Source organism: Ancylobacter lacus (assembly GCF_018390635.1).
GTDB lineage: Bacteria > Pseudomonadota > Alphaproteobacteria > Rhizobiales > Xanthobacteraceae > Ancylobacter > Ancylobacter lacus.
Genome location: NZ_JAHBGE010000051.1, coordinates 190,433 through 214,381, shown reverse-complemented (window position 1 = coordinate 214,381; position 23,949 = coordinate 190,433). Strand labels below are relative to the sequence as shown.

22 protein-coding genes and 1 tRNA gene are annotated in these 23,949 nt (G+C 66.4%); 18 read left to right on the top strand and 5 right to left on the bottom strand.

The features are described from left to right. Positions 1–51: 51 nt before the first annotated feature. On the bottom strand, positions 52–1,371 hold the full coding sequence (locus KHC27_RS13690) for a UDP-glucose dehydrogenase family protein (RefSeq protein ID WP_213339929.1): 1,320 nt from the start codon (positions 1,369–1,371) through the stop codon (positions 52–54). 61 nt (positions 1,372–1,432) lie between these two features. Beyond that, positions 1,433–2,857, bottom strand: coding sequence for a mannose-1-phosphate guanylyltransferase/mannose-6-phosphate isomerase (locus KHC27_RS13685; protein ID WP_213339928.1), 1,425 nt, complete (start codon positions 2,855–2,857; stop codon positions 1,433–1,435). Positions 2,858–3,067: 210 nt separating this feature from the next. Between KHC27_RS13685 and KHC27_RS13680 the strand changes: the two genes are divergently transcribed. Together KHC27_RS13680 and KHC27_RS13675 are read left to right on the top strand one after the other, a co-directional pair. Continuing rightward, positions 3,068–4,168 carry an AI-2E family transporter gene (locus KHC27_RS13680; protein ID WP_213339927.1) on the top strand — a complete coding sequence of 367 codons (1,101 nt, stop codon included), beginning with the start codon at positions 3,068–3,070 and terminating at the stop codon, positions 4,166–4,168. A 108-nt stretch (positions 4,169–4,276) separates the two neighbouring features. Continuing rightward, positions 4,277–4,353: transfer RNA gene (locus tag KHC27_RS13675), tRNA-Asp, on the top strand. A gap of 197 nt (positions 4,354–4,550) precedes the next feature. Here KHC27_RS13675 and KHC27_RS13670 read toward each other — a convergent pair. Beyond that, a complete protein-coding gene (locus KHC27_RS13670; RefSeq protein ID WP_213339926.1) occupies positions 4,551–4,898 on the bottom strand; it encodes a VanZ family protein in 348 nt (115 codons plus the stop codon). 103 nt (positions 4,899–5,001) lie between these two features. Here KHC27_RS13670 and KHC27_RS13665 point away from each other — a divergent pair, with 103 nt between their 5' ends. Next, positions 5,002–6,423, top strand: coding sequence for a sialate O-acetylesterase (locus KHC27_RS13665; RefSeq protein WP_213339925.1), 1,422 nt, complete (start codon positions 5,002–5,004; stop codon positions 6,421–6,423). Between the two features lie 76 nt (positions 6,424–6,499). On the opposite strand, the gene galE is transcribed toward KHC27_RS13665, so the two are convergent. Then, positions 6,500–7,489 carry a UDP-glucose 4-epimerase GalE gene (galE, locus tag KHC27_RS13660; RefSeq protein WP_213339924.1) on the bottom strand — a complete coding sequence of 330 codons (990 nt, stop codon included), beginning with the start codon at positions 7,487–7,489 and terminating at the stop codon, positions 6,500–6,502. Between the two features lie 97 nt (positions 7,490–7,586). Next, the gene (locus KHC27_RS13655) at positions 7,587–8,480 is read right to left on the bottom strand and encodes a glycosyltransferase (protein ID WP_213339923.1); all 894 of its coding nucleotides are present in this window, start codon (positions 8,478–8,480) and stop codon (positions 7,587–7,589) included. 579 nt (positions 8,481–9,059) lie between these two features. Here KHC27_RS13655 and KHC27_RS13650 point away from each other — a divergent pair. From KHC27_RS13650 to nuoN, 15 genes are all read left to right on the top strand, one after another. Beyond that, a complete protein-coding gene (locus tag KHC27_RS13650; RefSeq protein ID WP_213339922.1) occupies positions 9,060–9,425 on the top strand; it encodes an NADH-quinone oxidoreductase subunit A in 366 nt (121 codons plus the stop codon). Then, complete coding sequence (locus tag KHC27_RS13645) at positions 9,416–9,997, top strand: NuoB/complex I 20 kDa subunit family protein (protein WP_213339921.1); 582 nt, start codon at positions 9,416–9,418, stop codon at positions 9,995–9,997. The genes KHC27_RS13650 and KHC27_RS13645 overlap by 10 nt, the downstream gene beginning before the upstream one ends. A gap of 33 nt (positions 9,998–10,030) precedes the next feature. Beyond that, complete coding sequence (locus tag KHC27_RS13640) at positions 10,031–10,648, top strand: NADH-quinone oxidoreductase subunit C (RefSeq protein ID WP_213339920.1); 618 nt, start codon at positions 10,031–10,033, stop codon at positions 10,646–10,648. Positions 10,649–10,658: 10 nt separating this feature from the next. Further along, positions 10,659–11,855 (top strand): NADH-quinone oxidoreductase subunit D, encoded by a 1,197-nt coding sequence (locus KHC27_RS13635; RefSeq protein WP_213339919.1) that lies wholly within the window; start codon positions 10,659–10,661, stop codon positions 11,853–11,855. A 36-nt stretch (positions 11,856–11,891) separates the two neighbouring features. Continuing rightward, entirely contained in the window at positions 11,892–12,758 is an 867-nt protein-coding gene (gene nuoE / locus KHC27_RS13630; protein ID WP_213339918.1) for an NADH-quinone oxidoreductase subunit NuoE, read from the top strand. A 10-nt stretch (positions 12,759–12,768) separates the two neighbouring features. Next, a complete protein-coding gene (nuoF, locus tag KHC27_RS13625) occupies positions 12,769–14,070 on the top strand; it encodes an NADH-quinone oxidoreductase subunit NuoF (protein WP_213339917.1) in 1,302 nt (433 codons plus the stop codon). A gap of 5 nt (positions 14,071–14,075) precedes the next feature. Further along, positions 14,076–16,154: an NADH-quinone oxidoreductase subunit NuoG gene (gene nuoG, locus KHC27_RS13620; protein WP_213339916.1), complete on the top strand. Its 2,079-nt coding sequence runs from the start codon at positions 14,076–14,078 to the stop codon at positions 16,152–16,154. Between the two features lie 13 nt (positions 16,155–16,167). Then, positions 16,168–17,205, top strand: a complete 1,038-nt coding sequence (nuoH, locus tag KHC27_RS13615; protein ID WP_213339915.1) for an NADH-quinone oxidoreductase subunit NuoH — start codon at positions 16,168–16,170, stop codon at positions 17,203–17,205. Continuing rightward, entirely contained in the window at positions 17,205–17,462 is a 258-nt protein-coding gene (locus KHC27_RS13610) for a hypothetical protein (RefSeq protein WP_213339914.1), read from the top strand. Before nuoH ends, KHC27_RS13610 begins: the two co-directional genes overlap by 1 nt. 13 nt (positions 17,463–17,475) lie before the next feature. Then, positions 17,476–17,964 carry an NADH-quinone oxidoreductase subunit NuoI gene (nuoI, locus tag KHC27_RS13605; protein WP_213339913.1) on the top strand — a complete coding sequence of 163 codons (489 nt, stop codon included), beginning with the start codon at positions 17,476–17,478 and terminating at the stop codon, positions 17,962–17,964. Positions 17,965–18,113: 149 nt separating this feature from the next. After that, positions 18,114–18,719 (top strand): NADH-quinone oxidoreductase subunit J, encoded by a 606-nt coding sequence (locus KHC27_RS13600; protein ID WP_213339912.1) that lies wholly within the window; start codon positions 18,114–18,116, stop codon positions 18,717–18,719. A gap of 3 nt (positions 18,720–18,722) precedes the next feature. Next, a complete protein-coding gene (nuoK, locus tag KHC27_RS13595; protein ID WP_213339911.1) occupies positions 18,723–19,031 on the top strand; it encodes an NADH-quinone oxidoreductase subunit NuoK in 309 nt (102 codons plus the stop codon). 10 nt (positions 19,032–19,041) lie between these two features. Then, complete coding sequence (nuoL, locus tag KHC27_RS13590; protein WP_213339910.1) at positions 19,042–20,970, top strand: NADH-quinone oxidoreductase subunit L; 1,929 nt, start codon at positions 19,042–19,044, stop codon at positions 20,968–20,970. Beyond that, positions 20,970–22,484: an NADH-quinone oxidoreductase subunit M gene (locus tag KHC27_RS13585; RefSeq protein ID WP_213339909.1), complete on the top strand. Its 1,515-nt coding sequence runs from the start codon at positions 20,970–20,972 to the stop codon at positions 22,482–22,484. The genes nuoL and KHC27_RS13585 overlap by 1 nt, the downstream gene beginning before the upstream one ends. Positions 22,485–22,518: 34 nt before the next feature. After that, positions 22,519–23,949 carry an NADH-quinone oxidoreductase subunit NuoN gene (nuoN, locus tag KHC27_RS13580; RefSeq protein WP_213339908.1) on the top strand — a complete coding sequence of 477 codons (1,431 nt, stop codon included), beginning with the start codon at positions 22,519–22,521 and terminating at the stop codon, positions 23,947–23,949.

Below are 23,949 nucleotides of genomic sequence, written 5' to 3'. Positions count from 1 at the left end.
CTGCGGCCGGAAAATCAATCCGGCGCCCCGAGGGCGCCGGACTGACGAACATCAGTGCGTACGAACGGGGCGTCCGACGCTCTCGTAGATGAAGCCCTGCTCGATCATCTCGTCCGGCTTGTAGACGTTGCGCAGGTCGATCAGTACCGGCTTGGCCTGAACCGAGCGCAGACGAGTGAGGTCGAGCGCGCGGAAGGCATCCCATTCCGTGACGAGGACGACCGCGTCCGAGCCCTGCGCGCACTCATAGGGGTCGGAGGCGTAGACGACTTCCGGCGGCAGGTACTTGCGGGCTTCTTCCATGCCTTCGGGATCGTAGGCCCGAATGCGCGCGCCCTTGTCGAGCAGCGAGTGGACGATGGCGATGGCCGGCGCGTCGCGCATGTCGTCGGTGTTCGGCTTGAAGGTCAGGCCCAGCAGGGCGATGGTCTTGCCGTCGAGGTCGCCGTCCAGCGCGCTCACCACCTTGCGCGCCATCGCCGCCTTGCGGGCGTCGTTCACGCTGACAACGGTCTCCACGATGCGGACCGGAGCGCCGGCTTCCTGCGCCGTGCGGACCAGGGCGAGCGTGTCCTTGGGAAAGCAGGACCCGCCATAGCCGGGACCGGCATGGAGGAATTTCGAGCCGATGCGGTTGTCGAGGCCGATGCCGCGCGCGACTTCCTGGACATTGGCGCCCACCTTCTCGCAGAGATCGGCGATCTCGTTGATGAAGGTGATCTTGGTGGCGAGGAAGGCGTTGGCCGCGTATTTGATGAGTTCCGAGGTCCGGCGGTTGGTGAAGACGATCGGCGAGGCATTGAGGAAGAGCGGGCGGTACAGCTCGCTCATCACGTGCCGCGCGCGGTCATCCTCGGTGCCGACGACGATGCGGTCGGGGCGCTTGAAATCCTCGATCGCGGCGCCTTCGCGGAGGAATTCGGGATTGGAGACCACCGAGATGTCGGCGCCGGGCGCCACTTCGGCGGCGATCCGCTCCACCTGATCGCCGGTGCCCACCGGCACGGTCGACTTGGTGACGAGCACGGTGTAGCCGGTGCAGGCCGCGGCGATTTCGCGCGTGGCGGCGTGGACATAGCTGAGATCCGCATGGCCGTCGCCGCGGCGCGACGGAGTCCCCACCGCGATGAAGACCGCATCCGACTTGGCGACGGCCGGGCCGAGATCGGTGGTGAACTCGAGCCGGCCCGCCTTGACGTTCCGCGCCACCAGCTGGTCGAGCCCGGGTTCGTAGATCGGCATTACGCCCTGACGCAGGGCCTGGATTTTCCGCTCATCCTTGTCGACGCAAATAACCGAATGGCCGAAATCCGCGAAACAGGCGCCGGACACCAAGCCCACATAGCCTGTGCCGATCATCGCAACCTGCATGCTCTAATCCCCCAATGAAATGGAACTCGTGGGGCGCGGACATCCGCCGCGCCGCGGCGCGTCATCCGCGATTATAGACATCCTCGATCCGGACGATGTCGTCCTCGCCGAGATAGGAGCCGGTCTGGACCTCGATCAGCTCCAGCGGGATCTTGCCGGGATTGGCAAGCCGGTGGGTGCAGCCCAGCGGAAGATAGGTCGATTCGTTCTCGCGCACCTCGTAGGTCTTGTCGCCGAGCGTCACCTCGGCCGTCCCCTTCACCACGATCCAGTGCTCGGCGCGGTGATAGTGCTTCTGGAGCGACAGCCGTCCGCCCGGCTCGACCACGATCTTCTTCACGTGGAAGCGGTCGCCGCGGCAGATGGTCTGATAGGTGCCCCAGGGCCGGTGAGCCTTCAGGTGCTCGGAGGCGGCGTTGTGGCGGTCGGTCTTCAGCTTGGCGACCAGCGATTTCACATCCTGCGAGCGGTTCGCCGGCATGACGAGAATGGCGTCGTCGGTCGCCACCACCGAAATGCCCTCAAGGCCGACGGCGGCCACCAGGGGCCCGTCGGAGCGGATGAAGGAATTCGTGCTGTCCAGCAGCGTCACCGGCCCGCGGGTGACGTTGCCCGAGGCGTCCGGCACGTTGAGCTCGTGCAGGGCATCCCAGCTGCCGATGTCCGACCAGCGGAAGCGGCCCTCGACCACGGCGGCGTGGGAGGTGCGCTCCATCACGGCATAGTCGATCGACTTCGAGGGGGCGCGGGCGAAAGCCGTGCTGTCGAGCCGGATGAAGCCGAGGTCGTCGATGGACTGTTCGACCGAGGCGCTCACCGCTTCGACCAGTTCGGGCTCGTAGGAGGCCGCCTCTTCCACCAGCAGCGAGGCCGGGAAGAGGAAATTGCCCGAATTCCAAAGGAAGCCCTGCGACAGGTAGCTCTGCGCGGTCGCGGCGTCCGGCTTCTCGACGAAGGCATCGACGATCAGCGCGGCGGTATCCTCAAGGGCGGCGCCGGGCCGGATATAGCCGTAGGAGGTGCGGGGCTCGGTGGGGGTGATCCCGAACGTCACGATCTTGCCGCCGGCGGCGGCGAGGGCGGCGGCGCGACAGGCTTCGAGGAAGAGGTGCTGGTCGGCGATCACGTGGTCGGCAGCCAGGGCGAGGACGAGGCAGCCTTCGCCGGCGATGCGCTGGGCGACGAGGGCCGCAGCGACAAGGGCCGGGCCGGAATCACGGCGCATGGGCTCGAGGACGATGGTCGGGTCGATGCCGATCTCGGCCGCCTGGCGACGGGCGAAAAACCGGAAATCATCATGGGTGAGGACGATGGGAGCGGAGAAGATGGACCGGTCGGACACCCGCTTCAGCGTGTCCTGGTAGAGGGTGTGCTCGCTGGCGAGAGACTGGAACTGCTTCGGCAGGCTGTCTCGCGAAACAGGCCAGAGCCGGGTGCCGCTTCCACCGGCCAGGATGACCGGTACGATTGCGGGATTGCTTAGCATGAGAAGCTCCATAGTCTCAGTTGGATACACGCCGCGAGCCGAAGTGAATGCGTCGATCGGATCTGTCCCGAATTCCGCCGATCACGTTTTTCGCACCGCAGCATCGTTCGTGCAAGGCCAAGCATCAATCGTGCAAGTCTGAGCCGAACATGCGGAACCGCGCACCTCACCTTGCGTTGTCGGGCGCCCTCTCGCTGGAGTTCGCCGCCGATGCCGCCTGCCATACTTGCCGAGGGCAAACCGCGCGACGCGGAGCATACAGGCAATGACACCGAACGGCTATGGCGACGCAGTGCGCAGGTCGCCGTTATCATCCTGGCGGCGCTGGGCGTCATCGCCGCATTGATCGCCGGCCGGGCCGTCTTCGTGCCGATCATCGCGGCGGTGATCATCGGAAGCGTCATCGGCCCCGCCATGGCAGGCCTCAGCGCGCGAGGGGTGCCGACCTGGGTCGCGGCCGTGGGCATCGTGGTTCTGTTCCTCACCGCGCTTTACGCCGCCGTCGTCGCGGTGACGGGACCGCTGACCGACTGGATCGGCCGTTCCGACGAAATCGGCGACATCCTGAAGCAGCGCTTCCAGCTCATCCGGCCGATCGTGAGCCAGATTGCTGGCTTCATCGACGTGATCGAATCGATCGGTCGCACCGACCGGCCGCCCATCGCGGTCGACGTGGCCGACGCCACCGTCCTCCAGAACCTCATGACGCTCGTCACCCCCGCCATCGGCGAGATGATCCTCTTCATCGGATCGCTGCTGTTCTTCCTGGCGGGCCGGGTCCAGATCAAGCGCAAGTTCGTGCAGGTCATGTCCGAGCGGTCGTCGCGGCTGACGGCGCTGCGGATCGTCAGCGCGATCGAACGCCGCCTCGGCACCTATCTGGTGACGGCCACCTTCATCAATTTCGGCCTCGGTGTGGCAACCGGCCTCACCGCCTATGCACTGGGGCTTTCCAGCCCGGTGCTGTGGGGCGTGCTGGCCGGCGTGCTCAACTATCTCCCCTATATCGGCCCGGCGGTGATGACGCTGGTCCTGACCGTCGTCGGGCTCATCAGCTTTCCCGAGATCCTGCACGGACTGGCACCGGCGGCCTGCTTCCTCGTGCTCACCACCATCGAGGGGCAGTTCCTGATGCCGATGATCGTGGGGCGCCGGGTGGCCCTCAACCCCTTTGCCGTCTTCCTCTCCATGGCGCTCTGGACCTGGATGTGGGGGCCGGTGGGAACCTTCATGGCCGTGCCGCTGCTGATCGCCGGGGCGGCGGTGCTCAAGGAGGTGGTCGCCACGCGCAAGCCGCAGCTTCCGGGCTGAAGGAGCTGTCCACAGGGCGAGAGGGTGAGCGGTGCCGAGCCTGCTTGACACTTTCCGAGGGCTCACTTAACACCACGCTCACTCGACGCCGCCAAGACAGCGTCGCTCGGGGGTGTAGCTCAGTTGGTTAGAGCGCCGGCCTGTCACGCCGGAGGTCGCGGGTTCGAGCCCCGTCACTCCCGCCATCCAGCACATGTCCCATTCTCAGAGTTCTCGGCCATCAGCTTGGCAAGCAAGCTGTAGCAGCCGCGTGACGATATGACGTCCGGCCGCGCCTTTTCCTGCGTTTCCAGCTTTGCGCTCGTGACGATTCGCTGTTTCCAGACGGTTCGTATCTTCCTCGGGCCGAGACGGCTCACGCGGCCACGGATGCTTGCCGCCGCTAGCCTGTATTCGCGCGCCGGAAGCGGCTGCGGAGGAAACATCCCAGCCGGACGCTCGCCAGCCCCGCCGCGAGGCCGAGCGTCTTGAAGACGACGTCGTGCGCGTCGGCGTGGCGTGTCGGGTCGAAGGCCTGGGCGACTTCCAGCACCGCGGCGAAGGCGCCGCCGGCGAGAAACAGCGTGAATGTCCGCGAGGGCCAGAGCAGGCCTCCCGCGAGGCCGAACACCGCGAAGCCGATGAAGCGTTCCAGATTGGGCGAGGCGAAGGGGTGGGGCCGGTACTGGATGGGGACAAGGGTCAGGACGACAATGGCGAACACAATGCCGCTCAGAATGCGCGCTCTCATCCGTTCTCGGTTCCCGGGGCGATTCTCTTAAGCCCATTTGGCTTTCGAAAAATGGTGGTGTGATGCCAACCTACCTCACGGTATCGCATTGAGCAGCAGTCCCGTGCCCCCGTCGCGCGATCTGTCGAACATGGCGCAGGCGCGCCGCTGGACCAGCCTGCCCATGGCGGGCATCCAGCGCCCGGTCGCGGACATCAACACGCTCGTCGTCTATGGCCAATCGCTGGCGACCGGCCAGCAGGCCTGGCCGGCGCTGAGCCAGACTCCCCGGTTCGGCAACCTGATGCTGGGCGGTGACGTTCGTCCGCTTCGTTCGGACAGCACCTCGTTCGATCCGGTGCCGCCGCCCGGCTTCCAGCCTCTGGTCGCGCATGTCCGCATGCCGGACTCGCCGGCCATCCTGGACGCGGCACAGGTCGCGGCGCTGCCACGGCAAAGCATCGCGCTCGGTGAATCGCCGGCGGTTGGCGCGGCGAACATGCTGGCCTCGCTTCTCCAGCGCCATCCCGGCGGCGCCAAGGGCCTGCTCAACGTGGTGTGCCCGGCCGTTTCCGGCACAACCATCGCGCAGCTTTCCCGGCAGAACAGCCAGGATGGCCGGCAGCGCTACAACCGCGTTCTGTCCTCGGTCCAGCAGGCACATGCCGCCGCGCGCCAGAAGGGGCTTACCCATGTGGTGCCGGCCACGCTCTATATTCAGGGCGAGTTCGATTCGATTCCCCTCGGCCATTCCCGCCTCGCGACACGGGAACTCTATCGGGAGGCGCTGGAGCGGCTGTGGCGCGATCTCACGGCCGACATCCGCGCCATCACCGGCCAGCAGGCGGACCCGCTCTTCGTCATCCATCAGGTGGGGGGGACGTTCGCGTGCGATGTCGACATGAACGGCGAGCCGGGCCTTCATGTCGCCGAGGCGCAGCTTGATTTCGCCTGCGCCCACCCGACGCAGGTCGTGATGGCCGGCCCGGTCTATCAGCTGCCGGATCGTGGCGGCCATCTCACCGCGAATGGCTCGCGCTGGTTCGGGCAGATGCTGGGCCGCGCGATCTACCGATCCGGCGTCGAGGGCTATGCGTGGCGCCCGCTCTCGCCCACGCGCATCAGCGCCGTGGCGCCACGGCGGCTGCTGGTCGATTTCCATGTGCCGGCACCGCCGCTGCGCTTCGCGCCGGCCTATCTGCGCTGCGAGCCGGTTTTGTATCCCACCCGGGGCTTCCGCATCACCGGGCCGGGGGGAGGGGACATCGCGGTCACCGCCGTGGACCTCGTTGGCGACACCACGGTGGCGGTGACGACGCGCGACCCGGTGCGGCCGGGATTCCGCCTCTGGTACGGCAGCGCCGATGCCTCCGACGGGGGCGGAAATCTCTGTGACAGCGACGCGGCGCTGCCGTCGCTCGACTCCTATGACTACATCGCGGGGTCGGGAATGACGGCGGCGGAGAACATCGCCGAACTCGTCGGGCGTCCGTACCCCTCGGCGAACTGGTGCGTGTCGTTCTGCCAGCCCGTCGAGGCGGGGTGACAACGGGGCAATAGCCACGCGGCACAGCTCGCCCGGCTTTCGGCCGGGCGCGCTGTCCGCCGATCCGGTCGTCCCCTCAGATCAGGTTGCGCGCGCTCAGCCGCCGCTCCCAGGCCAGAGCCTGATCGACGATGGTCGACAGGTCGTCGAGACGCGGCGCCCAGCCCAGCTCGGCCCTCACCCGGTCGGCCCGGGCGACGATGGCGGCGGGGTCGCCGGGGCGCCGCTCGGAGATCTGGACCGGGAAATCCACACCCGACACCCGCTTCACCGTCTCGATGACCTCGAGGACGGAATACCCCCGGCCATAGCCGCAGTTGAAGACGCCCGACGTGCCGCCGCGCTCGAGATAGCGCAGGGCGTCGAGGTGCGCGGCGGCCAGATCGGTCACATGGATGTAGTCGCGCAGACAGGAACCGTCCGGCGTTTCGTAGTCGGTGCCGAAGACGTTCATGAAAGGACGCTTGCCGAGCGCGGTTTCCGCCGCGACCTTGATCAGATGGGTCGCGCCCTTGGTGGACTGGCCGGCCCGCCCGTCGGGATCGGCGCCCGCCACGTTGAAGTAGCGCAGCGCGACATAGCTCAGGGGATGCGCCACCGCGGTGTCGGCGAGCATCCACTCGGTCATCAGCTTGGACCGGCCATAGGGCGAGATGGGCGAGAGCAGGGCATCTTCGGCGACAGGCTCGGTGCCGACCATGCCGTAGACGGCGGCAGTGGACGAGAAGATGAACTTCTGCACGCCGCTGGCGACGACGGCTTCCATCAGCGCCCGCGACTTGACCGTGTTGGCGAGGTAGTAGCCGAGCGGGTCGGCCACCGAATCCGGCACCACGATGCGTGCGGCAAAATGGAGAACGGCGGTGATGTCGTTCTCCTCGATCACGCGCCGCACCAGGGCGATGTCCGACACGTCGCCCTGGATGAGGCGGGCGGAGGGATGAACCAGCCAGCCGAAGCCGGTGGACAGGTCGTCGAGGACGACGGTGTCGTACCCCGCGTCCACCAGGGCGAGCACCATGTGGCTGCCAATATAGCCGGCGCCGCCGGTCACCAGAACTGCCATGTCGAATCCTGAATGAAATGCCCCGTCCGGGTGCCAGGTGGCGGATCGGCGGGCTGAAAGGGCTGAGAGTCAGCGGTCGGGGCGGATGCCCCCCGCCTCAGACGGTGGGCTGGCTGTTGGCGAGGGTCGGCCCGGGAGGAGGCAGGCGGGTGGAAACCAGTTGCGAGAGCGCGTGGCGGTCGCGCCAGAGGTCCTGATGACCGACCCGCCACGCCGTGACGAATTTGCCGATGCCACCCTTCTCGCGCCGCGCGGCCTTCAGGCCCCAGATGAAGCCCAGCACCTCGTAGCAGAAGGCGCGCCCGATGCTGGGGTTGGCGATCACGGCATCGAACAGGTTTACGTAGATGTGCGACTGCTGGTGATCGATGCGGTAGGTGTTGTGCTCCTCGTCGTGCACCGCGCGGGCCTTGGGGGCGAAGCCCAGCGTCACCTTCTGGGAGCGCCAGAGCGCGCCCATGAAGCGGTCGTCCGACGTCCGCACCTGTTCATTCCAGGGCTTCGCCAGCGCCAGGGAGCGGGGATAGGCGAAGAAGGCGCCGATGAGAAAATCCGGGTGCTCGGACGGGCGGACCGCGCGTCCATAGCCGATCAGCCGCATCTTTACCGGCCCGCTCCAGTCCTGCCACTTCACGCTGCCGGCCACGACTCGCCACCCCTGATAGGAGTCATAGGCGGCGATCAGCTCGCGGACCGCGTCGGGCTGGAGATAGATATCGTCGTCCACATTCACGATCACATCGCCGCGCGCGGCCCGGGCACAGGCGTTGCGCGCCGCTGCCACGTTCTTGCCGTCGTGAGGGGCGGTCCGGACGAACGGGAAATCGCGACAGACCGCGGCAACCTCCTCCGCCACCCCCGGCTTGTCCGATGAATCGCAGACGACCACGTCATAGGAGTCGATCTCCGGGATCTTCGCGAGGACATCGAGGCATTTGCGAAGCTTGAGTGGGCGATTCTTCGTGGGAATAGCGATTGTGACGCTGGTCATAGGTTCGTTCGTTCCGGGAGCAGACGGGGAGAGCCGCGCCTCTGGTTGCGATAACCGACTTACTTTGCCAAATGAACTGCTGCACTGCAACGAGGCTTGACCGGGCAACCGTCACCCGCGGCTGCCGGGCGAGCGGTGGGCGACCTCCCGACGCCGGTCACCGTCCTTCCATCGGGCGCCGGACGCCGGCCCCTCCCTTCCCGGTCGGGGAGGGCGACAGTCATGCAGTTATGCGGGGGCTGCCGCCCGTCTCGTGCAGGGCTCGCCCTCCAAGGAATCAAAGCGTGAGGCTCCCATGCCTCGGCCGTGCCGCGCCGGGCGCCGGTGCGGGGACGTTCGCGGGGCTTGAGAAAATATTCCATTTACCGATCGCGCCCGACGCCCTCTGGCGACACTCTGCCGCGTCTCCATATAGAGGCCACGCGGTCCTGTGAATTCTGTATGCCAGGGCCGATTTTCATAAGCTCGATGCGCTTGCTTCGGCCATGGCGGTGCGATAAGCCTGCCGCCGTGCTTTGAATTTTTCGCAACTGCGGAAATCGGAGCGAGCGTCGCACTCCTGTGGGAGATTCGCTGGCTATGAGCAGCCTGCTTCAGGACTACCTGCCGGTTGTCGTCTTCATCGGCGTCTCGGCAATCATCGGCCTGGCGCTCCTCGTCTCGCCGTTCTTCCTTGCCTTCAGCCGACCTGATCCAGAGAAAATGTCGGCTTACGAATGCGGCTTCAACGCGTTCGACGACGCTCGCATGAAATTCGACGTCCGGTTCTACCTGGTGTCCATTCTCTTCATCATCTTCGATCTCGAAGTGGCGTTCCTGTTTCCGTGGGCGATCACCTTCGGCGAGCTGGGCAATGTCGGCTTCTGGTCGATGATGGTCTTCCTCGGCGTGCTGACCGTCGGCTTCGTCTACGAGTGGAACAAGGGAGCGCTGGAATGGGACTGACCGCGCCGTCCGCCCCTCTGGTTGCGCCTGCCGCCAAGGGCATCATCGATCCCAACACGGGCAAGCCGGTCGGTGCCACCGACCCGTTCTTCGTCGAGGTGAATGCCGAGCTTGCCGACAAGGGCTTTCTCGTCACCGCGACGGACGACCTCATCAACTGGGCCCGTACCGGCTCGCTGATGTGGATGACGTTCGGCCTCGCCTGCTGCGCTGTCGAGATGATGCAGGTGTCGATGCCGCGCTATGACGTCGAGCGCTTCGGCTTCGCGCCGCGCGCCTCCCCGCGCCAGTCCGACGTCATGATCGTGGCGGGCACGCTGACGAACAAGATGGCGCCGGCGCTGCGCAAGGTCTACGACCAGATGCCGGAGCCGCGCTACGTCATCTCGATGGGCTCCTGCGCCAATGGCGGCGGCTATTACCACTATTCCTACTCGGTGGTCCGCGGCTGCGACCGCATCGTACCCGTGGACATCTACATTCCAGGCTGTCCGCCCACGGCGGAGGCGCTGCTCTATGGCGTGCTTCTGCTGCAGAAGAAGATTCGCCGCACCGGCACGATCGAGCGCTGAGGGCGGGGCGACGAGGGGATGCGCGAGAGCGACATGGAAGAGACACTGAAAGAGCTTGCCGCGCACGTCCTCGACGCGCTCCCCGAAGCGGTGGCGGGTTCCGAGCTTGCCTTTGGCGAGCTCACCCTGCTGTGCGCCGGCGGCGACAACATCGTCCGGCTTCTGACCTTCCTGCGCGACGACCCGTCCTGTCGCTTCGTCGGCTTCATCGACATCTGCGGTGTCGACTGGCCGAAGCGGGAGAAGCGCTTCGACGTGGTCTACCACCTGCTTTCGCCCACGCTGAACGCCCGCATCCGCGTGAAGCTCGAAACCGACGAGACGACCCCGGTGCCGTCAGCCACCGGGGTTTTCCCGGGCGCGCTCTGGTTCGAGCGCGAAGCCTACGACATGTACGGCATCCTGTTCTCGGGCCATCCCGAGCTGCGCCGGCTGCTCACGGATTACGGCTTCGACGGCTATCCCCTGCGCAAGGACTTTCCGACCACCGGCTTCGTCGAGGTCCGCTATGACGATGCCCGCAAGCGCGTAGTCTACGAGCCGGTGAAGCTGCCTCAGGAGTTCCGCAACTTCGACTTCCTCTCGCCTTGGGAGGGGCCGGACTACGTGCTCCCCGGCGACGAGAAGGCAACCGCCCCGAAGGCCGGGTGAGGGTAAGGCGATGAACGCTCCGACATCGGCTGACAACGTCCGTAACTTCCAGATCAATTTCGGTCCGCAGCACCCGGCCGCGCACGGCGTTCTTCGCCTCGTGCTCGAGCTTGACGGCGAAATCGTCGAACGGGTCGACCCGCATATCGGCCTGCTTCACCGCGGCACCGAAAAGCTGATCGAGACCAAGACCTACCTGCAGGCGGTGCCGTATTTCGACCGGCTCGACTACGTCGCGCCGATGAACCAGGAGCACGCCTTCTGCCTCGGCATCGAACGCCTGATCGGGCTCGAGGTTCCCAAGCGCGGCCAGCTTATCCGCGTGCTCTATTCCGAGATCGGCCGCATCCTCTCGCACATGCTCAACGTGACGACCCAGGCGATGGACGTCGGCGCGCTGACCCCGCCGCTCTGGGGCTTCGAGGAGCGCGAGAAGCTCATGGTGTTCTATGAGCGCGCCTCCGGCTCGCGCATGCACGCGGCCTATTTCCGACCGGGCGGTGTCCACCAGGACCTGCCGGTCAAGCTGATCGAGGACATCCGCGACTTCATCCCCAACTTCCTCCAGGTCTGCGACGATCTGGAAGGGCTGCTCACCGACAACCGCATCTTCAAGCAGCGCAATGTCGATATCGGCATCGTGTCGCTGGAAGACGCGTTCGCCTGGGGGTTCTCGGGGGTGATGGTCCGCGGCTCCGGCGCGGCGTGGGACCTGCGCAAGGCGCAGCCCTATGAGTGTTACAGCGAGCTGGATTTCGACATTCCGGTTGGCAAGAACTGCGACAATTACGACCGCTACTGCATCCGCATGGAAGAGATGCGCCAGTCGGCACGCATCATGCAGCAGTGCTGCGAGCGCCTGCTCAAGGAGCCGGGCCCGGTCTCCGCGGTCGACAACAAGGTGGTGCCGCCCAAGCGCGGCGAGATGAAGCGTTCGATGGAAGCGCTCATCCATCACTTCAAGCTCTACACGGAAGGGTTCCACGTGCCGGCCGGCGAGGTCTACGCCGCGGTCGAGGCCCCGAAGGGCGAGTTTGGCGTGTATCTCGTCGCCGACGGCACCAACAAGCCGTATCGCTGCAAGATCCGGGCGCCCGGCTTCGCCCATCTTCAGTCGATGGATTTTCTGTGCCGCGGCTACATGCTCGCGGACATCTCGGCGATCCTCGGGTCGCTGGATATCGTTTTCGGAGAAGTGGACCGCTGAGCCTGGTGCCAGGTGGTTCGATCGGAAGGGTTCGGCATGTCCGTCCGCAGGCTTGCGCCGCAGGAGCTTCAGCCCGAGAGCTTCGCCTTTACGGCGGAGAATCTGGACTGGGCGCACAAGACCATCGCCAAATATCCGGCCGGCCGTCAGGCCAGCGCGGTCATTCCGCTGCTGATGCGCGCGCAGGAGCAGGCGGGCGGCTGGGTGTCGGAGCCGGCCATGCGCTATGTCGGCGACATGCTCGGCATGGCGCCGATCCGGGTCTATGAGATCGCCACCTTCTACACCCAGTTCCAGCTCCTGCCGGTCGGCCGCAAGGCGCACATCCAGGTCTGCGGCACCACGCCCTGCATGCTCAAGGGCGCGGAAAACCTGATCAAGGTGTGCAAGCGCCGCATTCACGACGAGCCGTTCCATCTCTCCGCCAGCGGCGACCTGTCGTGGGAAGAGGTGGAATGCGCCGGCGCCTGCGTGAACGCGCCGATGATCCAGGTGTGGAAGGATGTCTATGAGGACCTCACGCCCGAGGACCTCGAGAAGATCATCGACGCCTTCGAGAAGGGCGAGCAGCCGCAGGTCGGCCCGCAGAATGGCCGCCGCAGCTCCGAGCCGGTGACCGGCCTGCGCGCCTTGACCGAGCCCAGCCTGTTCGACGGCTCCATGGTCGGCACCGGCGCGGGTCTGGCCGCCGCGCGCGCCACCATCGAGGCGGCGCGCGCGGGCGAGGCGCAGCCGGCCCCCGCCCAGCCGGCGGCCGCCGCGGCGCCGCCCGCACCGCCTCGTTGGAATCCGGCCCCGGCCAAGCCGCCGGCGGCCGAAGCCGTCAAGGCGCAGGGCAGCGCCGATTCCACGGGTCAGGCCAAGCCGGGCTCCGACAAGCCCGACGCGGTAAAGCCGAACTGAGGAGCGAACCATGCTGGCCGACAAGGATCGCATCTTCACCAATATCTACGGCTACCACGACTGGGGTCTTCAGGGCGCGCTGAAGCGCGGCTCGTGGGACGGCACCAAGACCATTCTGGAAGCCGGCCGCGACTGGATCATCGACCAGATGAAGGCCTCGGGGCTGCGCGGCCGCGGCGGCGCCGGCTTCCCGACCGGCCTCAAATGGTCGTTCATGCCCAAGAAGTCCGACGGGCGCCCGCATTATCTCGTCGTCAACGCCGACGAATCCGAGCCGGGCACCTGCAAGGACCGCGAGATCATGCGGCACGACCCGCATCATCTGGTCGAGGGCTGCCTCATCGCCGGCTTCGCCATGGGCGCGCATGCGGCCTACATCTATGTCCGCGGCGAGTTCATCACCGAGCGCGAGCACCTGCAGGCGGCGGTGGACCAGGCCTATGAGGCGCGCCTCATCGGCAAGAACAACGTCCATGGTTGGGATTTCGATGTCTACGTCCACCATGGCGCCGGGGCCTATATCTGCGGCGAGGAAACCGCGCTGCTGGAGAGCCTGGAAGGCAAGAAGGGCCAGCCGCGGCTGAAGCCGCCTTTCCCGGCCAATGTCGGGCTCTATGGCTGCCCGACCACGGTGAACAACGTCGAGTCGATCGCGGTGGCGCCGACCATCCTGCGCCGTGGCCCGGCGTGGTTCGCCGGCATCGGCCGGCCCAACAATGTCGGCACCAAGCTGTTCGGCATCTCCGGCCATGTGAACACGCCCTGCATCGTCGAAGAGGCGATGGGCATTCCGTTCCGCGAGCTGATCGAGAAGCATGGCGGCGGCGTGCGCGGCGGCTGGGACAACCTGCTGGCGATCATCCCCGGCGGCGCCTCCTGCCCGGTCATCCCGGCCGAACAGTGCAACGAGCTGATCATGGACTTCGACGGCACCCGCGCGGTGAAGTCGAGCCTCGGGACGGCCGGTGTCCTCGTCATGGACAAGTCCACCGACATCGTGAAGGCGATCGCCCGCATCTCCTACTTCTTCAAGCATGAGAGCTGCGGCCAGTGCACGCCGTGCCGCGAAGGCACCGGCTGGATGTGGCGGGTGATGGACCGCATGGTCCAGGGTCGTGCGCAGAAGCGCGAGATCGACCTGCTGCTGCAGGTCACGACCCAGGTCGAGGGCCACACCATCTGCGCGCTGGGCGATGCGGCGGCGTGGCCGATCCAGGGCCTGATCCGTCACTTCCGGCCCGAGATCGAGAAGCGCATCGACCAGTATGCGGCCAACCCGCATCCCGATCCCGTGCCGGTGGCGGCGGAGTAAGACACATGGCCAAGATCATCGTCGATGATATCGAGCTGGACGTCCCGCCGGAGTACACGCTGCTCCAGGCCTGCGAGGCGGCCGGCGCCGAAATCCCCCGGTTCTGCTTCCACGAGCGGCTCTCCATCGCCGGCAATTGCCGGATGTGCCTCGTCGAGGTGAAGGGCGGCCCGCCCAAGCCGCAGGCGAGCTGCGCGATGAACGTGCGCGACCTGCGCCCCGGCCCCAATGGCGAGCCGCCGGTCGTGCTCACCAAGAGCCCGATGGTGAAGAAGGCGCGCGAAGGGGTGATGGAGTTCCTGCTCATCAACCACCCGCTGGATTGCCCGATCTGCGATCAGGGCGGCGAGTGCGACCTGCAGGACCAGGCCATGGCCTATGGCGTCGACACCTCGCGCTACGCCGAGAACAAGCGCGCGGTCGAGGACAAGTATATCGGCCCGCTGGTAAAGACGTCGATGACGCGCTGTATCCAGTGTACGCGCTGCGTCCGCTTCACCACGGAGGTTGCGGGCGTTGCCGAACTGGGCGCCATCGGCCGTGGCGAGGACATGGAGATCACCACCTATCTCGAGGCGGCGCTGACCTCCGAACTCCAGGGCAATGTGGTCGATCTTTGCCCCGTGGGCGCGCTGACCCAGCGGCCCTATGCCTATCATGCCCGCCCGTGGGAACTCGTGAAGACCGAGTCCGTCGACGTCATGGACGCGGTGGGCTCCAACATCCGCGTGGACACCCGCGGCCGCGAGGTGATGCGCATCCTCCCGCGTCTCAATGAGGACGTGAACGAGGAGTGGATTTCCGACAAGACCCGCTACATCTGGGACGGCCTCAAGACCCAGCGGCTGGATCGGCCGTATGTGCGCGTCGACGGCAAGCTGCGCCCGGCCGGCTGGCCGGAGGCGTTCGCCGCCATCGCCGCCAAGGTGAAGGCGACCCCGGCGAACCGGATCGGCGCCCTGATCGGCGACCTCGTTTCGGTGGAAGAGGCCTTCGCCGCGAAGGATCTCATCACCCGGCTCGGTTCGGCGAACATCGACTGCCGGCAGGACGGCGCCGCGCTCAACCCGGCGCTCGGCCGCGCGACCTATCTGTTCAATCCCTCGATCGCCGCGATCGAGGCCGCCGATGCGCTGCTGATCATCGGCTCCGATCCGCGCCGCGAGGCCTCGGTGCTGAACGCGCGCATCCGCAAGCGCTGGCTGCGCGGGGCGTTCCCGATCGGCGTGATCGGCGAGGCGGTCGACCTCACCTACAGCTACGATTATCTCGGCGCCGGCCCCGAGACGCTGGCCGGCCTGCTGGAGGGCGGGGCGTTCGCCGATGTGCTCAAGGGCGCCGAGCGGCCGCTGGTGCTGGTGGGGCAGGGGGCTCTGGCCCGTCCCGATGGCGCCGCCGTGCTCTCGCTCGCGGCACGGGTCGCCGAGGCGGTCGGCGCGGTGAACGAGGCATGGAACGGCTTCGCGGTGCTGCACACCGCGGCGGCGCGCGTCGGCGCGCTGGATGTCGGTGCGGTGCCGGGCGCCGGCGGGCTCGACGTCGCCGGCATGATCGCGCCGGGCGGGCTGGACGTGCTGTTCGCGCTCGGTGCGGACGAAGTCGACATCGCTCCGGGCGCCTTCGTGGTCTATCTCGGCACCCATGGCGATCGCGGCGCCCACCGCGCCGACGTCATCCTGCCGGGCGCGGCCTATACCGAAAAGTCGGGCACCTATGTGAACACCGAGGGCCGGGCCCAGCTCGCCAACCGTGCGGCCTTCCCGCCCGGCGAGGCGCGCGAGGACTGGGCGGTGCTGCGGGCGCTGTCCGATGTGCTCGGCCAGCGGCTGCCTTACGATTCGCTGGCGCAGCTCCGGGCCGCGCTCTATGCGGCGCATCCGCATCTCGCCCGGATCGACCATGTCGCGCCGGCCGACGCGGCCGCTGTGGCGGCGCTGGCGCAACAAGGCGGGGCGACCGACCGGGCGCCGTTCCGCGCCGCGGTCACCGCCTTCTACATGACCAACCCGATTGCACGCGCCTCCGCGGTGATGGCGGAATGCGCCGCGCTGGCGCAGAACCGTCTCGCCGCGGCGGCCGAGTGAGGACACGAGGACCATGACCGAGACGTCGACGCTCGACACGATCCTTCACGTCCTGCTCGTCGCGCTCCAGAGCGTGGCGCTGCTGGTCGGGCTGCTGATCATCGTCGCCTATGTGCTGCTCGCCGACCGGAAGATCTGGGCGGCGGTGCAGCTTCGACGGGGACCCAACGTGGTCGGGCCGTTCGGCCTGCTGCAGTCCTTCGCCGACCTGCTGAAATTCGTGCTGAAGGAGCCGGTGATCCCGGACGGCTCCAACAAGGGCCTGTTTCTGCTGGCTCCCTTCATCACCTGCCTGCTGGCGCTGGCTGGCTGGGCGGTGATCCCGATCAACCTCGGCTGGGTGGTGGCCGACATCAATGTCGGCATTCTCTACGTCTTCGCGATCTCCTCGCTCGGCGTCTACGGCGTCATCATGGCGGGCTGGGCGTCGAACTCGAAGTACCCCTTCCTGTCGGCCCTGCGCGCCGCGGCGCAGATGGTGTCCTACGAGGTGTCGATCGGCTTCGTCATCGTCACGGTGCTGATGTGCGCGGGGTCGCTGAACCTTTCCGCCATCGTCGAGGCGCAGAACGGCAAACTCGGCCTGTTCGGCTGGTACTGGCTGCCGCTGTTCCCGATGTTCGTCATCTTCTTCATCTCGGCGCTCGCCGAGACGAACCGGCCTCCGTTCGACCTCGGCGAGGCGGAATCGGAGCTGGTGGCCGGTTTCATGGTGGAATACGGCTCGACCCCCTACATGATGTTCATGCTGGGCGAGTATGTGGCGATCATGACCATGTGCGCCATGACCACCATCCTGTTCCTCGGGGGCTGGCTGCCGCCGTTCCCCATCGCGCCCTTCACCTGGGTGCCGGGCATCGTGTGGTTCCTGCTCAAGGTGCTGCTGGTGTTCTTCATGTTCGCCATGGTCAAGGCGATGGTCCCTCGCTACCGCTACGACCAGCTCATGCGGCTGGGCTGGAAGGTGTTCCTGCCGATCTCGCTGGTCATGGTCGTGGTCGTGGCGGGCGTGCTTCACTTCACCGGGCTGGCCCCGGGGGCGGGTGGCTGATGGAACAGTTTGCGCAGGGGCTCATGACGCCGGCGATGGTCGGCTGGACCGCCGCGGCGGCCGGCGCGATCGTCGGGCTGATGGAGTGGTACTTCCTGCCCGGTTTCGTGGAGCAGTCGATCCGCCGCTCCCGGCAGGCACGGCAGCTCTCCCGCGAGCAGCTGGAAGGCGTCGTAGAGTGGTGGAAGACCGTCATCCGCGTGGTTGCGGTGAGCATGCCGCTGGTCGGCTTCGGCCTTGCCACCGTGGCGGATTGAGGAGCATTCGGAAATGAGACTCGACCAGGCCGCGCGCTCGCTTCTGCTCACCGAATTCGTTTCGGCGTTCTGGCTGGCCATGCGCTATTTCTTCAAGCCGAAGGCCACGCTCAACTACCCCTTCGAAAAGGGGCCGGTGTCGCCGCGCTTCCGCGGCGAGCACGCGCTGCGCCGCTATCCCAATGGCGAGGAACGCTGCATCGCCTGCAAGCTGTGCGAGGCGATCTGCCCGGCGCAGGCCATCACCATCGAGGCCGGGCCGCGTCGCAACGACGGAACGCGCCGCACCACCCGCTACGACATCGACATGGTGAAGTGCATCTATTGCGGCTTCTGCCAGGAGGCCTGCCCGGTCGATGCCATCGTCGAGGGGCCGAACTTCGAGTTCGCGACCGAGACGCGCGAGGAACTCTACTACGACAAGGCCAAGCTGCTGGCGAACGGCGACCGCTGGGAGCGCGAGATCGCGCGCAACATGGCGCTGGACGCACCGTATCGCTGACCGCGTGGGGGCGCGGCCGCCCCGCACCGGGTCTTCCGGCCCGGGCGGCACTGGACAAGGAATAACGACGTGACCACCAAAGCCGCACAGGCACCCGGCCTTCCGCAGCCGGTCGTGAAGAGGGCGGGGCACACCAGGGGATGCCGGGAATGAATATGTCGGCGCTGTTCTTTTATCTGTTTGCCGGCATTGCCGTGGCGTCCGCCTTCATGGTCATCGCCTCGCGCAATCCCGTGCACTCGGTGCTGTTCCTGATCCTGACCTTCGTCAACGCGGCGGGGCTGTTCATCCTGATCGGGGCGGAGTTCCTCGCCATGATCCTGATCGTGGTCTATGTCGGCGCGGTCGCGGTGCTCTTCCTCTTCGTGGTCATGATGCTCGACGTCGATTTCGTGGAGCTGCGGCAGGGCTTCCTGCAGTACCTGCCGATCGGGGCGCTGGTCGGGCTGGTGTTCCTGGCGGAACTGGTCCTTGTGTTCGGGAGCTGGAGCTTCGGAACCGGGGTGACGGGTGCCGTGGCGCAGGCGACGCCGGCGGTGTCGAACACGGTTGCGATCGGCCGGGTGCTCTACACCGACTATCTCTATTTCTTCCAGGCCGCCGGCCTCGTGCTTCTGGTCGCCATGATCGGCGCCATCGTGCTGACGCTCCGCCACCGCGAGAACGTGAAGCGCCAGAGCATCCCGGTTCAGAACGCGCGCACCAAGGCGATGGCGATGGACGTCGTGAAGGTGCCTTCGGGCAAGGGGCTCTGAGCCATGGTGATCGGGCTTTCGCACTACCTCACCGTCGCCGCCATCCTCTTCACCCTCGGCACACTCGGAATCTTCCTCAACCGGAAGAACGTGATCGTCATCCTGATGTCGGTCGAGCTGATCCTGCTCTCGGTGAACATCAACCTCGTGGCGTTCTCGGTGTTCCTCGGCAACATCACGGGGCAGATCTTCGCGCTGTTCGTGCTGACGGTGGCCGCGGCGGAGGCCGCGATCGGCCTCGCCATCCTGGTGGTCTTCTTCCGCAACCGCGGGTCGATCGCCGTCGAAGACATCAACACGATGAAGGGCTGAGAGGGCGGTTATGTATCAGGCGATCGTCTTCCTCCCGCTGGTCGGCTTCCTGGTCGTCGGGCTGTTCGGCCGTGCGCTTGGCGCGCGGGCGTCCGAGCTCATCACCACGAGCCTACTGTTCGTGTCCGCCTTCTTCGCGTGGATCGTGTTCTTCCGCACCGCCTTTGGCGGGCACGAGGGCACGGTCGAGCTGTTCACCTGGATCGCGTCGGGCAACCTCGACGTGAAGTGGGCGCTCAAGGTCGACACGCTCACCGCGGTGATGCTCATCCTCGTCACCACGGTCTCCTCGCTCGTGCACCTCTACTCCATGGGGTACATGCACGAGGATCCGAGCCGGCCACGCTTCTTCGCCTATCTCTCGCTCTTCACCTTCGCCATGCTGATGCTGGTGACCAGCGACAATCTGGTCCAGCTCTTCTTCGGCTGGGAAGGCGTGGGCCTCGCCTCCTACCTGCTGATCGGCTTCTGGTACGACAAGCCGTCGGCCTGTGCGGCGGCGATGAAGGCGTTCATCGTCAACCGCGTGGGCGATTTCGGCTTCGCGCTCGGCATCTTCGCCGTGTTCTACATGACCGGCTCGGTGTCGTTCGAGGCGGTGTTCGCCGCGGCGCCGTCGCTGGCGGATAAGTCGCTGCATTTCCTCGGCCATGAGTGGTCGGCGCCCACCATCATCTGCCTGCTGCTGTTCGTCGGTGCCATGGGCAAGTCCGCCCAGCTCGGGCTCCACACCTGGCTGCCGGACGCGATGGAAGGCCCGACCCCGGTGTCGGCGCTGATCCACGCGGCGACCATGGTCACCGCCGGCGTCTTCATGGTGGCGCGGCTGTCTCCCCTGTTCGAGCTGTCGCAGACGGCGCTGAACGTGGTGCTGTTCGTCGGCGCCTCCACCGCCTTCTTCGCGGCAACGATCGGCTGCGTGCAGAACGACATCAAGCGGGTCATCGCCTATTCCACCTGCTCGCAGCTCGGCTACATGTTCGTCGCCCTCGGCACCGGGGCCTACTCGGTGGGCGTGTTCCACCTGCTGACCCACGGCTTCTTCAAGGCGCTGCTGTTCCTCTCGGCGGGCTCGGTGATCCACGCCATGCACCATGAGCAGGACATGCGGCACATGGGCGGGCTTTGGCGGAAGATCCCCTTCACCTACGCCACCATGATGATCGGCGGCCTCGCCCTGACCGGCTTTCCCTTCACCGCCGGCTATTTCTCGAAGGACGCCATCATCGAGACCGCCTTCGCCAGCCACAGCCCGTTCTCGACCTATGCCTGGACGCTGACCGTGGTGGCCGCGGCGCTGACCTCGTTCTACACGTGGCGGCAGATGTTCATGACCTTCCACGGTCATCCGCACGACCACCACCATTACGACCATGCCCATGAATCGCCGCTCACGATGCTGATCCCGCTCGGGGTGCTCTCGGTCGGCGCGGTGTTCGCGGGCATGATCCTCTACCCCTATTTCGTCGGTCACGACGTGGAGCACTTCTTCCGCGAAGCGATCTTCATGGGGACGGACAACAAGATCCTTGAGGAGATCCACCACATCCCGGGCTGGGCGAAGTGGGCCCCCACGGTGATGATGGCGCTCGGCTTCGTGGTGGCCTACTGGATGTACATCCTGAAGCCATCGGTGCCGAAGGCGCTCGCGCGGCAGAACGACCTGCTGTACCGCTTCCTGCTCAACAAGTGGTATTTCGACGAGCTGTATGACGTCCTCTTCGTCCGCTCGGCCAAATGGCTCGGCACCTTCCTGTGGAAGGAGGGCGACGGCAGGGTGATCGACGGCTACGGCCCCAACGGCGTCTCCGCCCGGGTGCTCGACGTCACCGACCGCGTGGTCCGCCTGCAGACCGGCTATCTCTACCACTACGCCTTCGTGATGCTCGTCGGCGTCGCCGCCCTCATCACCTGGTTCATGTTCGGGGGGGCGCACTGATGTACGACTGGCCCATTCTCTCGGTCGTCACCTTCCTGCCGCTGGTCGGCGCCCTGCTCATCGTGCTGATGATCCGGGGCGACGACGAGGTGGCCAAGCGCAACGCCCGCTGGGTGGCGCTGTGGGCGACGCTCGTCACCTTCGTCATCTCGCTGCTGCTGCTGTTCGGCTTCGACCCGTCGAACACGGATTTCCAGTTCGTCGAGCACCGCACCTGGCTGGGCGACGCCGCCGCCTACCGCATGGGCGTCGACGGCATCTCGCTGCCCTTCGTCATCCTGACCACCTTCCTGATGCCGATCTGCATCCTGACCAGCTGGGAATCCATCCAGCATCGGGTCAAGGAGTACATGATCTGCTTCCTGGTGCTCGAGACGCTGATGGTCGGCACCTTCTCGGCGCTGGACCTGCTGCTGTTCTACTTCTTCTTCGAAGGCGGCCTGATCCCGATGTTCCTCATCATCGGCATCTGGGGCGGTAAGCGGCGCATCTACGCGACCTTCAAGTTCTTCCTCTACACCCTGGCCGGCTCGGTGCTGATGATGCTCGCCATCATGGCGATGTACTGGCAGGCTGGCACCACCGACGTCACCGTGCTGCTGAAGCACTCCTTCCCGACGGGGATGCAGACCTGGTTGTGGCTCGCCTTCTTCGCCTCCTTCGCGGTGAAGATGCCGATGTGGCCGGTGCACACCTGGCTGCCGGATGCCCATGTCGAGGCGCCCACCGCAGGCTCGGTCATCCTGGCGGGCATCCTGCTGAAGATGGGCGGCTATGGCCTGCTGCGCTTCAGCCTGCCGATGTTCCCCGACGCCTCCGCCTATTTCGCCCCGCTGGTGTTCACGCTCTCGGTGGTCGCGATCATCTACACCTCGCTGGTGGCGATGATGCAGGAGGACATCAAGAAGCTGATCGCCTATTCCTCCGTGGCGCACATGGGCTACGTGACCATGGGCATCTTCACCCTGACCCAGGAAGGCATCCAGGGCGCGGTGTTCCAGATGGTCAGCCACGGCTTCGTGGCGAGCGCGCTGTTCCTCTGCGTCGGCGTCATCTACGACCGCATGCACACCCGCGAGATCGCCGCCTATGGCGGGCTCGTGAACCGCATGCCGATCTACGCGACCATCTTCCTGATCCTGACCATGGCGAATGTCGGCCTGCCCGGCACCTCGGGCTTCGTCGGCGAGTTCCTCACCCTGATGTCGACCTTCGGCCGCAACAACTGGGTGACCTTCTTCGCCACGACCGGCGTCATCCTGTCCGCGGCCTACGCACTCTGGCTGTACCGCCGGGTGGTGTTCGGCCCGCTGGAGAAGGACAGCCTGAAATCCATCCTCGATGTGAACCGGCGCGAGCTGGTCTGCCTCGTCCCGCTCGTCGTTCTCACCATCCTGTTCGGCGTCTGGCCGGGCCCGATCCTCGACGCCTGCAACGTGGCCGTCGGGGCGATCGTGGCGCGCGCCGATGTCGCGGCCGGCGCGGTCAAGGCCGCGTCGCTGGTGCTGCCGTGAGCCCTTACCTGACAGCCATCGCGGAGCCCGCACGATGATTCATTCCCTTCCCGCGCTCGGCCCCGCGCTGCCGGAAATCCTGCTCGCGGTCGCAGCCATCGGCCTGCTGCTCTACGGGGCCCTGGTCGGCGAGAAGTCGGTCAACACCGTGAACGGCCTCGCCATCGCGGCGCTGTTCGCGGCGCTGGTGCTGGTGGTGCTCGGCCCGGCGGGTCCGGTCGACACCTTCAATGGCAGCTTCCGGGTCGACGCCTTCGGGCGCTTCCTCAAGGTGCTGGCGCTGATCGGCGCCGGCGCGGCGCTCGCCATGTCGGTGGACTGGCTCAAGATCGAGAAGCAGAGCCGCTTCGAATACGCCATCCTCGTGCTGCTCTCGACGCTCGGCATGATGATGATGATTTCGGCCGGCGACCTGATCGCGCTCTATATGGGCCTCGAGCTGATGAGCCTCGCGCTCTACGTCATCGCGGCCAACAACCGAGATTCGGTGCGCTCCACCGAGGCGGGCCTGAAGTATTTCGTCCTCGGCGCGCTGTCCTCCGGCATGCTGCTCTACGGCGCCTCGCTGATCTACGGCTTCACCGGCTCGGTCAATTTCGGCCGGATCGCCGAGGCGGCGCAGGCCCCCTCGCTGGGGCTGGTGTTCGGCATCGTCTTCCTGTTCGCCGGGCTGTGCTTCAAGGTCTCGGCCGTGCCGTTCCACATGTGGACGCCGGACGTCTATGAGGGCGCGCCGACCCCGGTCACCGCCTTCTTCGCCTCGGCGCCGAAGGTCGCGGCGATCGCCGTGTTCATCCGCGTCGCCGTGGAGGCCCTGCCGCACGTCACGCCGCAGTGGCAGCAGATCCTGGTCTTCGTCTCCATCGCCTCGATGGCGCTGGGCGCCTTCGCCGCGATCGGCCAGCGCAACCTGAAGCGCCTGATGGCCTATTCGTCGATCGGCCACATGGGCTACGCGCTGGTCGGCCTCGCCGCCGGCTCGGAGGAGGGCGTGCGCGGCGTGCTGGTCTATATGACCATCTACATGGCGATGACGCTCGGCACCTTCGCGTGCCTGCTCTCCATGCGCCGCAAGGACGGCATGGTGGAGACCATCGACGACCTGTCCGGGCTGGCCCGCACCAGCCCGCTGATGGCCTTCATGCTGGCGGCGCTGATGTTCTCGCTCGCCGGCATCCCGCCGCTGGCCGGCTTCCTCGCCAAGTACTACGTCTTCCTCGCCGCCATCCAGGCGGGGCTCTACACCCTGGCGGTGATCGGCGTTCTGGCGAGCGTGGTGGGTGCCTATTACTATCTGCGCATCGTCAAGGTGATGTATTTCGACGAGCCGGCGCCGCGCTTCGAGCCGATGCCGACCGAGCTGCGGGCGATCCTCGCGATATCCAGCCTCTTCATCATCCTGTTCTTCGTCTACCCCGCGCCGCTGCTGACCGCGGCGGGCGCGGCCGCGCGGGCCCTCTTCTGA